The organism is Burkholderia pyrrocinia (assembly GCF_001028665.1).
GTDB classification, from domain to species: Bacteria; Pseudomonadota; Gammaproteobacteria; order Burkholderiales; family Burkholderiaceae; genus Burkholderia; species Burkholderia pyrrocinia.
On record NZ_CP011503.1, the window covers coordinates 1,152,664 to 1,167,160 of the forward strand.

Here is a 14,497-nt window from a genome sequence, read left to right on the forward strand (position 1 = left end):
CGCGCGGCAAAGCCGAGAAAGTACGGGGGAAACCCCGCTCTTTTCGGTCGATCGGAGTCCGGCCCGGATCACGATAATCGCATCGTGTCATTGTCCGCCCGCTCGTCCGAGCGAGCTCAGTCGTCCCGCTCCGGAGAAACTCGACGCATGGATTCGCAGGCCAACTCGCTGATCAACCCCGACGCCCGCGCGGGCCTCGCCAGCCCGGCGCCCGGCGCCGCCGCGGCCGCCGCGCTGCCGGGCGCGGGCGTCGCCGGCGCGGACTTCGGGCTCGGCGGCTTCGCGGAACGCATTCCCGGCATCTCGCGGATGAAGGGCAACCCGAAGCTGCCGTTCCTGATCGCCGTCGCGTTCGCGATCGCCGCGATTACCGCACTCGTGCTGTGGAGCCGGACGCCCGACTACCGCGTGCTGTACAGCAACCTGTCGGACCGCGACGGCGGCGCGATCATTACCGCGCTCCAGCAGGCAAACGTTCCCTACAAGTTCGCCGATGCCGGCGGCGCGATCCTCGTGCCGTCGAACCAGGTGCATGAAACGCGCCTGAAGCTCGCCGCGATGGGGCTGCCGAAGGGCGGCTCGGTCGGTTTCGAGTTGATGGACAACCAGAAATTCGGCATCAGCCAGTTCGCCGAACAGGTCAACTACCAGCGCGCGCTCGAAGGCGAGCTGCAGCGCACCATCGAATCGATCAACGCGGTGCGCAGCGCCCGCGTGCATCTCGCGATCCCGAAGCCGTCGGTATTCGTGCGCGACAAGGAAGCGCCGAGCGCGTCGGTGTTCGTCGACCTCTACCCGGGCCGCGTGCTCGACGAGGGCCAGGTCCAGGCAATCACGCGGATGGTGTCGTCCGGCGTGCCCGACATGCCCGCGAAGAACGTGACGATCGTCGACCAGGACGGCAACCTGCTGACCCAGTCGGCTTCGGCGTCCGGCCTCGACGCGAGCCAGCTCAAGTACGTGCAGCAGGTCGAGCACAACACGCAGAAGCGCATCGACGCGATCCTCGCGCCGATCTTCGGCACCGGCAACGCACGCTCGCAGGTCAGCGCGGACCTCGATTTCTCGAAGATCGAACAGACCTCGGAAAGCTACGGCCCGAACGGCGTGCCGCAGCAGGCCGCGATCCGCAGCCAGCAGACCAGCAGCGCGACCGAACTCGCGCAGGGCGGCGCGTCGGGCGTGCCGGGCGCGCTGTCGAACACGCCGCCGCAGCCGGCCTCCGCGCCGGTCGTCGCCGGCAACGGCCAGAACGCGCCGCAGACGACGCCGGTCAGCGACCGCAAGGACCAGACGACCAACTACGAAGTCGACAAGACGATCCGCCACCTCGAACAGCCGATGGGCAGCGTGAAGCGGCTGTCGGTCGCGGTCGTCGTCAACTACCAGCCGGTCGCGGACGCGAAGGGCCACGTAACGATGCAGCCGCTGCCGCCCGCGAAGCTCGCGCAGGTCGAGCAGCTCGTGAAGGACGCGATGGGCTACGACGCGAAGCGCGGCGACTCGGTGAACGTCGTGAACAGCGCGTTCTCGACCGTGAGCGACCCGTACGCCGACCTGCCGTGGTGGCGCCAGCCCGACATGATCGCGATGGCGAAGGAAGCCGCGAAGTGGCTCGGCATCGCGGCGGCCGCGGCGGCGCTCTACTTCATGTTCGTGCGCCCGGCGATGCGCCGCGCGTTCCCGCCGCCCGAGCCGGTCGCGCCGGCGCTCGCGGCGCCGGAAGACGTCGTCACGCTCGACGGCCTGCCCGCTCCGGTCAAGGCCGACGACGAGCCCGATCCGCTGCTGCTCGGCTTCGAATCCGAGAAGAACCGCTACGAACGCAACCTCGACTACGCGCGCACGATCGCCCGCCAGGATCCGAAGATCGTCGCCACCGTCGTGAAGAACTGGGTGTCCGATGAACGCTGAAGGCTTGACCAAGAGCGCGCTCCTGCTGATGTCGATCGGCGAGGAAGAGGCCGCTGAGGTATTCAAGTTCCTGGCGCCGCGCGAGGTGCAGAAGATCGGCGCCGCGATGGCCGCGCTGAAGAACGTCACGCGCGAGCAGGTCGAGAGCGTGCTGCAGGACTTCGTGAAGGAAGCCGAGGAGCACACCGCGCTGTCGCTCGATTCGAGCGAATACATCCGCTCGGTGCTGACCAAGGCGCTCGGCGAGGACAAGGCCGGCGTGCTGATCGACCGCATCCTGCAGGGCAGCGACACGAGCGGCATCGAGGGCCTGAAGTGGATGGACTCGGGCGCCGTGGCCGAACTGATCAAGAACGAGCATCCGCAGATCATCGCGACGATCCTCGTGCACCTCGACCGCGACCAGGCGTCCGAGATCGCGTCGTGCTTCACCGAGCGGCTGCGCAACGACGTGCTGCTGCGGATCGCGACGCTCGACGGCATCCAGCCGGCCGCGCTGCGCGAGCTCGACGACGTGCTCACCGGCCTGCTGTCCGGCAGCGACAACCTGAAGCGCAGCCCGATGGGCGGCATCCGCACCGCGGCCGAGATCCTGAACTTCATGACGAGCGTGCATGAGGAAGGCGTGCTCGAAAGCGTGCGCCAGTACGACGCCGATCTCGCGCAGAAGATCGTCGACCAGATGTTCGTGTTCGAGAACCTGCTCGAGCTCGAGGATCGCGCGATCCAGATGGTGCTGAAGGAAGTCGAGTCGGAAACGCTGATCATCGCGCTGAAGGGCGCGCCGCCCGCGCTGCGCCAGAAGTTCCTCGCGAACATGTCGCAGCGCGCGGCCGAACTGCTCGCCGAGGATCTCGACGCGCGCGGCCCGGTGCGCGTGTCCGAAGTCGAGACGCAGCAGCGCCGCATCCTGCAGATCGTGCGCAACCTCGCCGAGAGCGGCCAGATCGTGATCGGCGGCAAGGCGGAAGACGCATATGTCTGATTCGGCGAGCGATCGCGCGGGCACCCTCACCGCCTACCAGCGGTGGGAGATGGCGTCGTTCGACCCGCCGCCGCCCCCGCCGCCGCCCGACGACGCGGCCGCTGCCGCCGCCGCGCTCGCCGAGGAACTGCAGCGCGTGCGCGACGCCGCGCACGCCGAAGGCCATGCGGCCGGCCACGTCGAAGGTCAGGCGCTCGGCTACCAGGCCGGTTTCGAGCAGGGCCGCGCACAGGGGTTCGAAGCCGGCCTGGCCGATGTACGCGAACAGGCCGCGCAGCTTGCGGCGCTCGCCGCGTCGTTCCGCGAGGCCGTATCGACCGCCGAGCACGATCTCGCATCCGACATCGCGCAACTCGCGCTCGATATCGCGCAGCAGGTCGTACGCCAGCACGTGAAGCACGACCCGGCCGCGCTCGTCGCCGCCGTACGCGACGTGCTCGCAGCCGAACCCGCGCTGTCCGGCGCGCCGCATCTCGCGGTGAATCCGGCCGACCTGCCCGTCGTCGAAGCCTATCTGCAGGACGATCTCGATACGCTCGGCTGGACCGTGCGCACCGATGCGTCAATCGCGCGCGGCGGCTGCCGCGCGCACGCCGCGACCGGCGAAGTCGACGCGACGCTGCCCACGCGCTGGCAGCGCGTCGCCGCCGCGATCGGCAAGGTGAGCACGTGGTGACGCGGTCGCCCGAATCGCTCGCGCACGACGGCATGACGCCGCTCGAGCGCGAACTCGCGCTCGCGTCGTTCGGCCCCGCTGCCGCGCACGACACCGCACACGACACGACGCCGCACGCCACCGCTGCGGCGGCGGCCGCACACGACGCCGCGCCGCGCGCGCCGAACAATCCGCATCTCGCGCACTGGCGCACGCACCTGAACGGGCTCGCCGCGCGCAGCCACCGCGCGCTGCCGCTGCGGCCGTGCGGACGCCTCACGCGCGCGGCGGGCCTCGTGCTCGAGGCGATCGGGCTGCGCCTGTCGGTCGGCGCCGAATGCACGATCGAATTGCCGCCCGGCAGCACGCTGCCGCACGCGGAAGCGGAAGTCGTCGGCTTCGCCGGCGACCGCCTGTTCCTGATGCCGACCACCGACGTCGCCGGCGTGCTGCCCGGTGCGCGCGTGTGGCCGCTCGAAAGCGCCCCCGTCGCCGATCCGCTCGCGGGCGCGAAACGGCTGCCGGTCGGCTGGGAGATGCTCGGGCGCGTCGTCGACGCGTCGGGCCGCCCGCTCGACGGCCTCGGCCCGCTCGCGTCGAAGGTCGACGCGCCGCTGTCGGCGCCGTCGATCAACCCGCTCGAACGCGAACCGATCCACCACGTACTCGACGTCGGCGTGCGCGCGATCAACGCGCTGCTCACCGTCGGCCGCGGGCAGCGGATGGGCCTGTTCGCGGGTTCCGGCGTCGGCAAGTCGGTGCTGCTCGGCACGATGGCACGCTACACGAGCGCGGAAGTGATCGTGATCGGACTGATCGGCGAACGCGGCCGCGAAGTGAAGGAATTCATCGAACAAATCCTCGGCGAGGACGGGCTCGCGCGCTCGGTCGTCGTCGCGGCGCCGGCCGACGTGTCGCCGCTGCTGCGGATGCAGGGCGCGGCCTACGCGACGTCGCTCGCCGAGTATTTCCGCGACCAGGGCAAGCACGTGCTGCTGCTGATGGATTCGCTGACGCGCTACGCGATGGCGCAGCGCGAGATCGCGCTGGCGATCGGCGAGCCGCCCGCGACGAAGGGCTATCCGCCGTCGGTGTTCGCGAAGCTGCCCGCGCTCGTCGAGCGCACCGGCAACGGACCCGAAGGCGGCGGCTCGATCACCGCGTTCTACACGGTGCTGACCGAAGGCGACGACCAGCAGGACCCGATCGCCGATTCGGCGCGCGCGATCCTCGACGGCCACATCGTGCTGTCGCGCACGCTCGCCGAGGCCGGACACTATCCGGCGATCGATATCGAGGCGTCGATCAGCCGCGCGATGACCGCGCTGATCGACGAAACGCATCTCGACCACGTGCGGCAGTTCAAGCAGATGCTGTCGCGCTACCAGCGCAATCGCGACCTGATCGCGGTCGGCGCGTACGCACCCGGACGCGACGCGCAGCTCGACCGTGCGATCGCGCTCTATCCGCGCATCGAGGCGTTCCTGCAGCAGGGCTTTCGCGAATGCGCGCCGTTCGCATCGAGCCTCGCCGGGCTCGATGCGCTGTTCGACGCTTACGGAGGCTGATCCAGATGGCTCACGGCTTTCCCCTTCAACTGCTGCTCGACCGCGCGCAGGAAGACCTCGACTCGGCCGCGAAGCAACTCGGCACCGCGCAGCGCGACCGCAGCGCGGCCGCCGAGCAACTCGACGCGCTGCTGCGCTATCGCGACGAATACCACGCGCGCTTCGCGCAATCCGCGCAGCACGGGATGCCGGCCGGCAACTGGCGCAATTTCCAGGCATTCATCGACACGCTCGAATCGGCGATCGCGCAGCAGCGCAACGTGCTGGCCGCGGCCGAAGTCCGCATCGACGAGGCGCGCCCGAACTGGCAACAGAAGAAACGCACCGTCGGCTCGTATGAAATCCTGCAGGCGCGCGGCGTCGCGCAGGAAGCGCAGCGCGACGCCCGGCGCGAACAGCGCGACTCCGACGAACACGCCGCGAAAATCCTGCGCATGCGTGCCGACGCGGCCCGCTCGTCGTAACCGACCACCGCCTTCGAACGAGAGAACCTCATGCCTCCCTTGCCCCTGCTCGGCGCGCTGATCGACACCGCCGGCGCCGCACTCAAGGCCGCCCGCGGCTCGGGTTCGTCCGGCGCTGCCGCCGGCAACGACGCCGCAACCGCCACGACCGCCGTGCCGTTCGCGCAGACGCTGAAGCAAAGCGTCGTCACGCGGCGCGACGCGGCGAATTCCGCCACACCGGATGCGTCGACGACGCAGGCCGCGTCGAAGCCAGCCGCCGGCGCTAAGCCGTCCGGTACGGACGACGACCAGTCGACCGACGACACGAACGCCGCCATCAACCCCGACGCCGGCGCGCTCGCGGCCGCCGCCGCCGTGCAGGCACAACTGCAGGCACGCATGGACAACGCGACGCCGACCGATGCCGCTACCGCCGCTGCCGCTGCCGCTGCCGGTGCCACTGCCACTACCGCTGCCGCTGCCGCGCAAAAGACGGCCGTGTCCGGCCAGCCCGACGCGACGGCGACTCTGGCGGACCACGCCGCCAAGGATGCGGCCGCCCAGCCGGCCACGCCTGCGTCTAGCCGCGACGCGCTGCAAGCGGCGCTCGCCAAGCTGACCGGTGGCTCGGGCGCGATCGCGATGCCCGCGACCGGCGCAACGGCTTCGGCTTCAACATCGGCACCGGCACCGTCTGCGTCGACCGCCGCTGCCGCACCGCTGACGCCGAAAGTGCCGACGTTCGACCGCACGCTCGCCGACGCGAAAGGGGCGCTCGCCACGCAGCAGACGCCGACGCAGGCCACCGCGCAGGCGCTGCAGGCCGACGCGAACGCGCAGTCCGGCGCGCAGCATGCGCTCGCGGCAACCACCGAAGCAACAGACCCGGCCGCCAGCGCGACGCTCGCGGCCGGTGCAACGGCTGCGGCCGCAGCGCAGGCGAACCTGCAGCTGTCGCCCGCCGCGAGCGCGATCGCCGCCGCCAACACGCACGTGCTCGCCCCGCACGTCGGCACCGCCGACTGGACGGACGCGCTGAGCCAGAAGGTCGTATTCCTGTCGAATGCGCACCAGCAGAGCGCCGAGCTGACGCTCAACCCGCCCGATCTCGGGCCGCTGCAGGTGGTGCTGCGCGTCGCGGACAACCACGCGCACGCGCTGTTCGTGTCGCAGCACGCGCAGGTTCGCGACGCGGTCGAAGCCGCGCTGCCGAAGCTGCGCGAAGCGATGGAAGCCGGCGGGCTCGGGCTCGGCAGCGCGACCGTCAGCGACGGCGGCTTCGCGTCGCAGCAAAACCCGCAACAGACCTTCGCCCGCGGCCAGTCGTCGCGGCGCGGGAACGGCGGATCGTCAGCCGTCGACGCACCCACCGACGCTGCGCAATCCGCACCGGCCGCCGCGAGCGTAAGCCGTGCCGGCCTCGTCGATACGTTTGCCTGAGCATTGCCGCCGGGTGCGCGCGCCGCTCAGCGGCCGTGCACCGCGGCAGCCGCCTGGCCGCTCGGCACACCGCCCTTGCGCGCCGCGACGATGAAGTCCGCCGCGCGTTCGCCGATCATCACCGACGGCGCATTCGTGTTCCCGCCGACCAGCGTCGGCATCACCGACGCATCCACCACGCGCAACCCTTCGACGCCGCGCACGCGCAGTTGCGGATCGACGACCGCGCGCGCATCGGAGCCCATCCGGCACGTGCCGACCGGGTGATAGATCGTGTCGGCATGCGCGACGATCGTCGCGCGCAGCTCGGCTTCGCTCTGGTCCGCCCGCGTGTACAGCTCGCGCCCGCCCTGCGACGCGAGCGGCGCCTGCGACAGGATGCGACGCATCGCCTGCGTGCCGCGCACGAGCAGGTCGAGATCGCGCGGATCGCTGAAGAAACGCGGATCGATCAGCGGCGCGTCGCGCGCATCGCCGCTCGCGAGCGCCACCGTGCCGCGGCTGAACGGCCGCAGCGCGCACACGTGCAGCGAATAGCCGAAACCCCAGTGCATCTTGCGGTTGTGGTCGTCGACGAGCGCCGTGCAGAAATGCAGTTGCAGGTCGGGACGCTCGAGCGACGGATCGCTCTTGATGAAGCCGCCGGCCTCCGCGACGTTGCTCGTCATCATCCCCGTGCGGCTCGAGAAATAGCGCGCGAGTGCGGGCGTCATCTTCGCGATCCCGCGCACGCACACGCCGACCAGTTCAGACGAATTCACGCGCGTGTTGATGATGAAGTCGATGTGGTCGATCAGGTTCGTACCGACGTCCGGCGCATCCTGCACGACTGCGATCCCGTGCCGGCGCAATTGCTCCGCCGGGCCGATCCCCGAACACATCAGCAGTTGCGGCGAATTGAACGCGCCGGCCGACAGGATCACTTCCGCGCGCGCGCCGAGCGTCTCGACGCGTCCGTTGCGCGACACCGCGACGCCGACCGCGCGCTTGCCGTCGAAGCCGACGCGCAGCACCGTCGCGTCGGTGATCACGTGCAGGTTCGGCCGGTTGCGGCCATAGATGTAAGCACGCGCGACGCTGCAGCGCGAGCCGTCGCGGTGCGTGACCTGGTAGAAACCGACGCCTTCCTGCGTCGCGCCGTTGAAGTCGTCGTTCAGCGGATAGCCGGCCGCATGCGCGGCCTGGATGAATCGTTCGGAGAACGGATTGCGAAAGCGCAGATCGGACACCGACAGCGGGCCGTCCGCGCCGTGCCACGCATCGGCGCCGCGCTCGTTGCCTTCCGCGCGACGGAAATACGGCAGCACGTCCTGCCAGCCCCAGCCCGTTGCGCCGAGCTGCGCCCACTCGTCGTAGTCGCCCGGGTGGCCGCGCGTATAGATCATCGCGTTGATCGCGCTCGAGCCGCCCATCCCGCGCCCGCGCGGCTGGTAGCCGCGCCGCCCGCCGAGGCCCGGCTGCGGCACCGTCTCGTAGCCGTAGTTCGTGCCGAGCTTGAACGGCACCAGCGCCGCGATGCCGACCGGCATGTTGACGAGCAGGTTGCGCTCCGTATGCGGGCCGGCCTCGATCAGCGCGATCGTCGCATCGGGGCAGGCATCGGCGAGACGGCCTGCCAGGCTCGAACCGCCCGAACCGCCGCCGACGATGATGTAGTCGTATTGCATGTCACGTCTCCGTCGTGTCATGGAAGGCGCCCGGCACCGCCGCGCGACCGCGCCCCCTCTTATAGGTTCTGTTTGCATAGGGAGCGCACATGCGTTCCCTATGCAAACAGACCGTAGTGTTCGGGCATTGTAGGAATGGCCGTCATGCGCGCGGCGCGCGGATTCAAGAGCGATTCCTCTAAACGCCCGCGTGAACTAAATTTAAGATGTATTGATTCGCTTCGCGCGACGCGCCGGCCGCGAGAAGCCGATCCGTCGCGAAACGGGAGAGACGACGATGCAGCGCCAGGTTCTGCAGGCCGGGTGTCGACCGGGTTGTCCGGATGCACCGCACGCGGCCCGCATTTCATTTCAAACGGCTGCCCGCGCGGGGACGGTCGGCGTCATGCGCGCAGCCGATCGAAATCGAACGGCACGCGTCGTCGCCGACCGTTTGGACGGCGGGTCGCCGCAGCGACACGATGCGCCGCGGCACGAATCGGGATGCGTGTCGTGCCGCCCTGCCTCGGTGCCCCGGCAGGTGGTCGCACGGCAGCGTCGCGTGCCCGGTCATCACCGCATCAGGCCGTGCGTGCATGCCGTGCGGCACGACGTTCGCATGCGAAAACCGTCGCGCGGATGCGACGCCCGCCGCACGCTGCAACCGGTTTTCGAGCACCCGTCGCATCCGGCCCCGCGCCGCGCGACGCGCACCACCCCGATCCGCGTCGCCGCGCTCGCCGAGCGCTCGCGTGCGGCGTGACGGCTGGCCGACAAGCCAGGCCCAACTGGAGGAGACGACATGAAGAACGACCTGCCCGAACTGGCCCCGCAAGCACTGCCGTCGGCCGATGCGCTGACGTCGCTGCTGCGCGACCAGCGCGCGGCCTACCTGCGCGCACCGTACCCGGCCTGGGAGACGCGCGTGCAGCACCTGCGTGCGCTGCGCGCGATGCTGCTCGACCACGCGGACGCGCTCGCCGAAGCAATCAGCGCCGATTTCGGCCATCGCTCGAAGCAGGAAGTGCTGCTGTCGGAAATCTGGATGGCGAAGGAAGAGATCGACGACGCGCTCAAGCACGGCAAGCGCTGGATGAAGCCGATCCGCAAGCCGATGAACAAGTGGCTGCGCCCGGCGCGCGCGAAGGTGATTCCGCAGCCGCTCGGCGTGGTCGGCATCGTCGTGCCGTGGAACTACCCGGTGCTGCTCGCGGCCGGCCCGCTGATCTGCGCGCTTGCGGCCGGCAACCGCGCGATCGTCAAGATGTCCGAACTGACGCCGCGCACGTCGGCGCTGTTCGAGCAACTGATCGCGAAGACCTTCACGCGCGACCACGTCGCGGTCGTGAACGGCGATGCGGAGGTCGGCGCCGCGTTCAGCGGGCTGCCGTTCGATCACTTGCTGTTCACCGGCTCGACGCAAGTCGGCCGCCACGTGATGCGCGCGGCCGCCGATAACCTCACGCCCGTCACGCTCGAACTCGGCGGCAAGTCGCCGGCGATCGTCGGCCCGAATGCGCGCTTCGATGCAGCCGTCGACGCGATCGTCGCGGGCAAGACGCTGAACGCGGGCCAGACCTGCATCGCGCCCGACTACGTGCTGCTGCCGCGCGGGATGGAAGCCGCGTTCATCGAGCGGGCGCGAGCAAAGTTCGCGAAGATGTATCCCGACCTGTCGACCAACGGCGATTACACGACGATCGTGTCGCCGCGCCATTACGCGCGGCTGCAGCAACTCGCGAGCGATGCGCAGGCGGCCGGTGCGCAACTGCATCCGCTGTCCGATGCGCAGTCCGATCCGGCGTCGCGCCGCTTCGTACCGTGCGCGGTCACGCAGGTGCCGGCCGCGTCGCAACTGATGCAGGAGGAAATCTTCGGGCCGCTGCTGCCGCTCGTGCCGTACGAGCGGCTCGACGAGGCGATCGCGTATGTGAATGCGCGCCCGCGTCCGCTCGCGCTCTACCTGTTCGACGAGGACGGCGGCACGATCGACCGCGTGATGCGCGAAACGATTTCGGGCGGCGTGACGGTCAACGAGGCGCTGATGCACATCGCATGCGGCAGCCTGCCGTTCGGCGGCGTCGGTGCGAGCGGCATGGGCGCGTATCACGGCTACGACGGCTTCGTGACGTTTTCGAAGATGAAGCCCGTGCTCACGCAGGCGCGGCTGAACACGCGCGGCCTGATCGCGCCGCCGTACGGCAAGCGCTTCGCCGCGGTGATCAAGCTGATGCTGAAGCTCTGATCGGAACGGGCCGCGCGCATCGCGCCGCGGCCCGCGCAAGCCTGTCGCGCGGCGCGGGTGCCGCGCGCACCGTCACACGGGCCAGAGCGGCCCTTCCTGCATCGCGCCGATCTGCTCGCGCAGTTCGAGCACGCGCTCCTCCCAGTAACGATGCGTGTTGAACCACGGAAACGCAGCCGGGAACGCGGGATCGTCCCAGCGCCGCGCGAGCCACGCCGCGTAGTGGATCAGCCGCAGCGTGCGCAGCGCTTCGACGAGATGCAGTTCGCGCGGCTCGAATTCGCAGAAATCCTCGTAGCCGGCCAGCAGGTCCGCCAGCGCGCGCGACGCGCCTTCGCGATCGCCCGGCAACAACAGCCACAGATCCTGGATCGCGGGCGCCATCCGGCTGTCGTCGAAGTCGACGAAATGCGGACCGGCATCGGTCCATAGCACGTTGCTCGGATGACAGTCGCCGTGCGTGCGCAGCAGGCGGATCTCGCCCGCGCGTTCGAACGCGGCCTCGACCCCTTCGAGCGCGAGCGTGACCGCCGTCTCGTACGCCGGTCGTACGTCATCCGGAATGAAATCGTGCGCGAGCAGGTAGTCGCGCGGCTCGTAGCCGAACGTCTTGATGTCGAGCACGGGACGCGCGACATACGGCTGCGTCGCGCCGACCGCATGAATCCGGCCGATGAAGCGGCCGAGCCATTCGAGCGTGTCGCGGCGATCGAGATCGGGTGCACGGCCGCCGCGCCGCTCGAAGACCGAGAAACGAAAGCCGTCGAACGCGTGCAGCGTGCGGCCGTCGAAAGTGCGCGCAGGCACCGCCGGAATCTCGCGCGCGGCGAGTTCGGTGACGAACGCGTGCTCTTCGAGGATCGCGTCGTCCGACCAGCGCGCCGGACGGTAGAACTTCGCGACGACCGGCGGGCCGTCTTCGATGCCGACCTGGTAGACGCGGTTTTCGTAGCTGTTGAGGGCGAGCAGGCGCCCGTCGGTGCGCAGGCCGGCCGGCATCAGCACGCTGTCGAGCGCGTCGAGCACGCACTCGGGCGTGAGGCCGGCGAACGGCGGCGGCCCGGCGGGGGAAGCTGGAGCGGAAGTGACTTCGTTCATGCCCCGCATTGTGCCGCCAGCCGGGCCGAAAGACGAGCGCCCGGTGCGGCTTGCACGCTCAGTGAAGCGCCGCGCCGGCCGGCAGCACGGATTCGCCGGTGTCGATCAGGTCCTCGAGAAAGAACGGCTCGGTGTTGAGTTCTTTCGACTCGCCCGGCACGCCCGCGTACCAGGTCACCATGGCCATGTCGCCCAGGACGCGCTGGACGATGCCGCGCGCGCCCTTCGGCACCGCGATATGGGTAGTGCAGACAATCGACCCGACATGCATGATGGTTCCCCACTCTTGAATCTTGAAACCCGGCCCGCTGGCGAGCCGGCAAATGCGCGATCCGCGCCGCTCTCGACGGAGCGCTGCGCGTAATCCCATTGTTCACGGTTTATCGAAGCGCGAAAAGAAGAAGAAGCAGGCGAAGTGCCGCGAATTCGTCGAATGTCTCCAATCAACCACTGCGCCGCGCGTGCGCTTGCACGGGCGGATACCCCCATCATACCCTGTCGAATGTGACCGCCCGCCGAATCCCCCCGGCACCGCGGCACGCACGTGATCGACGCAACGCGCACATCGTTTGTCCGGTGCCAAGTCGCCGGGAGATTTCGCGTGACCGAGCATGCCGAAATCACGCCGCCGGCCTCGTGCGATGCCCTCGTCTGGTACGCGGCCCGTGCAGCCGCCGGCGCGCACGCGTCGCCCGGCATCACCGCAACACGTCTTTCGTCATGCGGGCTGCCGACAGTTGTTGCGCTGGATGCCGGCCTTGCAGTACCTTTGACGTTCATTCGCGTTCAACCGCATTCCGACACGATGCATCCGCTCACGTCCGCCCTCGCAAAATCCCGGCCGCAGTTCGACTCGCGGCCGCAGGCGTGCGCGCATCCGTCGGTCCTCCCGCCTCCTGTCGCACCGCCGCTCGTCGGCGCCGCGCCGCCCCCTCCGGCGGCACGCGCCGGCTGACCAGCCGGCTTCCGTTTCGTCTTCCATTCGCCCGTCAGCTTCCGTTCGTGCGTCGTGACGCACGGCTCCTTGCTGCGCGCGCGGATGGAACGTTCCGATCCGTTCGACAGGTGGATTCACATGGTTTCGTTCAAACGCGCGCTTGCCGCGCATGGAGCGACGTCGCTCTTCGTGCTGCTGTGGAGCAGCGGCGCGATCTTCGCTGAACTCGGTCTGCGTCACGCATCCGCGTTCGTCTTTCTCACCGCGCGTTTCGCGCTCGCGTCGCTCGTGCTGCTCGCGCTGGCCTTCGTGCGCAAACGCTGGCTGCCGCCGCGCGGCGAGCGGCGCATGGCCGCGCTGACCGGCCTGCTGATGATGGGCGGTTATTCGATCTTCTACCTGCTCGCGCTCGAGCGCGGGATCGCGCCGGGCGTGCTCGCGACGATCCTCGGCGTGCAGCCGATCCTCACGCTCGCGATCGTCGAGCGGCGCTGGCAGCCGGTGCGCGCCGCGGGGCTCGCGCTGTCGCTGGCCGGCCTCGCGCTCGTCGTATGCCGCGGCGTGGGCGATGCCGGCCTGCCGGTCGCGGGCATCGCGTGCGCGCTCACGGCACTCGTCGCGCTGACCGTCGGCTCGCTGCTGCAAAAGCGCGTACGCGCGGCGCCCGCCGACGTGCTGCCCCTGCAGAATGCGATCGGCCTCGCGCTGTGCGTGGCGATCGCGCCGTTCCGGCCGGTGTCGCTCGATATGAGCTGGGCGTTCGTCGTGCCGCTCCTGTGGCTCGGCATCGTGATCTCGGTGATCGCGCAATTGCTGTTCTATCGGTTGATGCAGCGCGGCGATCTCGTCAACGTAACGAGCCTGTTCTACCTCGTGCCCGTCGTCACGACGCTGATGGATGCCGTGTGGCTCGGCAACCGGCCCGAGCCGCTCGCGCTCGCCGGCATGGGCGCGATCATCGCGGGGCTGGCGCTCGTGTTCCGTGCGCCGGCCGCCGGCACGCAACCGAACCGCGCGTAAGCGGACAGGCCGCCGCACCCGTGGGTGCGGCGGCCTGCATCGGACATATACGACAATTCCGCGAGAACCGAAAGGGACGGGAAAGATGCGTGCAAGGCGTTCGTCGAACTTGCGTGAAAAATGCGCGATTCGCGGGGCTTTCCGCTGATTTTTAATGGTTCGGATAGCGAAAAGCGCTGCCGGTTACCTATACTCGAATTGACCGCCCCGCCCGCAATCGGGTCGGACCAAGACTAGAAACCCGGCATGGGAGACACGCATGACGACCTATTTCACGATCGGCGACTTCATCCTGTTGATTCCGATGGCGCTGGCCGGAGCGCTATTTCTCGGCGCGGTGCCGTGCGCAACCGAATTCCGCCACAACCTGCTGCGCGTGCTGGGCGTCATCCTCGGCGTCGGCGTCGCGGTATTGCTGGTCGAAGGTCTGCCTGCGCTGCTCTAGCCGCGCACCTCATGCCTGACGCGCATCGCTGCACCGCAGCGATGCGATGTGCTGCCTGCAAGCCGGGGATACCGGCACGCGATGTTTCGCATGCCGTA

General features: G+C 69.4%; 13 protein-coding genes. 10 read left to right on the forward strand and 3 right to left on the reverse strand.

Going from position 1 to position 14,497, the window contains the following annotated elements:
- The first annotated feature begins 147 nt into the window (after window positions 1–147).
- Genes fliF through ABD05_RS05390 form a run of 6 tightly spaced genes read left to right on the forward strand, consistent with a single transcriptional unit; the run spans window position 148 to window position 7,008 of the window.
- A complete protein-coding gene (gene fliF, locus ABD05_RS05365) occupies window positions 148–1,914 on the forward strand; it encodes a flagellar basal-body MS-ring/collar protein FliF (protein ID WP_047899282.1) in 1,767 nt (588 codons plus the stop codon).
- Complete coding sequence (gene fliG / locus ABD05_RS05370; RefSeq protein ID WP_047899283.1) at window positions 1,904–2,899, forward strand: flagellar motor switch protein FliG; 996 nt, start codon at window positions 1,904–1,906, stop codon at window positions 2,897–2,899. Before fliF ends, fliG begins: the two co-directional genes overlap by 11 nt.
- The gene (fliH, locus tag ABD05_RS05375) at window positions 2,892–3,575 is read left to right on the forward strand and encodes a flagellar assembly protein FliH (RefSeq protein WP_047899284.1); all 684 of its coding nucleotides are present in this window, start codon (window positions 2,892–2,894) and stop codon (window positions 3,573–3,575) included. Before fliG ends, fliH begins: the two co-directional genes overlap by 8 nt.
- Window positions 3,569–5,122, forward strand: coding sequence for a flagellar protein export ATPase FliI (gene fliI, locus ABD05_RS05380; RefSeq protein WP_047899285.1), 1,554 nt, complete (start codon window positions 3,569–3,571; stop codon window positions 5,120–5,122). Before fliH ends, fliI begins: the two co-directional genes overlap by 7 nt.
- A 5-nt stretch (window positions 5,123–5,127) precedes the next feature.
- Window positions 5,128–5,586, forward strand: a complete 459-nt coding sequence (fliJ, locus tag ABD05_RS05385) for a flagellar export protein FliJ (protein ID WP_047899286.1) — start codon at window positions 5,128–5,130, stop codon at window positions 5,584–5,586.
- A 30-nt stretch (window positions 5,587–5,616) separates the two neighbouring features.
- Entirely contained in the window at window positions 5,617–7,008 is a 1,392-nt protein-coding gene (locus ABD05_RS05390) for a flagellar hook-length control protein FliK (protein ID WP_047899287.1), read from the forward strand.
- A gap of 26 nt (window positions 7,009–7,034) precedes the next feature.
- Here ABD05_RS05390 and ABD05_RS05395 read toward each other — a convergent pair whose 3' ends face one another.
- The gene (locus ABD05_RS05395) at window positions 7,035–8,675 is read right to left on the reverse strand and encodes a GMC family oxidoreductase (RefSeq protein ID WP_047899288.1); all 1,641 of its coding nucleotides are present in this window, start codon (window positions 8,673–8,675) and stop codon (window positions 7,035–7,037) included.
- Between the two features lie 211 nt (window positions 8,676–8,886).
- Between ABD05_RS05395 and ABD05_RS37320 the strand changes: the two genes are divergently transcribed.
- Both ABD05_RS37320 and ABD05_RS05405 read left to right on the forward strand, forming a co-directional pair.
- A complete protein-coding gene (locus ABD05_RS37320; protein WP_193389171.1) occupies window positions 8,887–9,417 on the forward strand; it encodes a hypothetical protein in 531 nt (176 codons plus the stop codon).
- A gap of 39 nt (window positions 9,418–9,456) precedes the next feature.
- On the forward strand, window positions 9,457–10,899 hold the full coding sequence (locus ABD05_RS05405; protein WP_047899290.1) for a coniferyl aldehyde dehydrogenase: 1,443 nt from the start codon (window positions 9,457–9,459) through the stop codon (window positions 10,897–10,899).
- A 72-nt stretch (window positions 10,900–10,971) separates the two neighbouring features.
- Here ABD05_RS05405 and ABD05_RS05410 read toward each other — a convergent pair whose 3' ends face one another.
- Entirely contained in the window at window positions 10,972–12,006 is a 1,035-nt protein-coding gene (locus tag ABD05_RS05410; RefSeq protein WP_047899291.1) for a serine/threonine protein kinase, read from the reverse strand.
- 49 nt (window positions 12,007–12,055) lie between these two features.
- Entirely contained in the window at window positions 12,056–12,268 is a 213-nt protein-coding gene (locus ABD05_RS05415; RefSeq protein ID WP_011353523.1) for a hypothetical protein, read from the reverse strand.
- 804 nt (window positions 12,269–13,072) lie between these two features.
- On the opposite strand from ABD05_RS05415, the gene ABD05_RS05420 reads away from it, so the two are divergent.
- The gene (locus ABD05_RS05420) at window positions 13,073–13,954 is read left to right on the forward strand and encodes a DMT family transporter (protein WP_047901088.1); all 882 of its coding nucleotides are present in this window, start codon (window positions 13,073–13,075) and stop codon (window positions 13,952–13,954) included.
- A gap of 259 nt (window positions 13,955–14,213) precedes the next feature.
- A complete protein-coding gene (locus ABD05_RS05425; protein WP_014895742.1) occupies window positions 14,214–14,399 on the forward strand; it encodes a hypothetical protein in 186 nt (61 codons plus the stop codon).
- The last annotated feature ends 98 nt before the right edge of the window (window positions 14,400–14,497 follow it).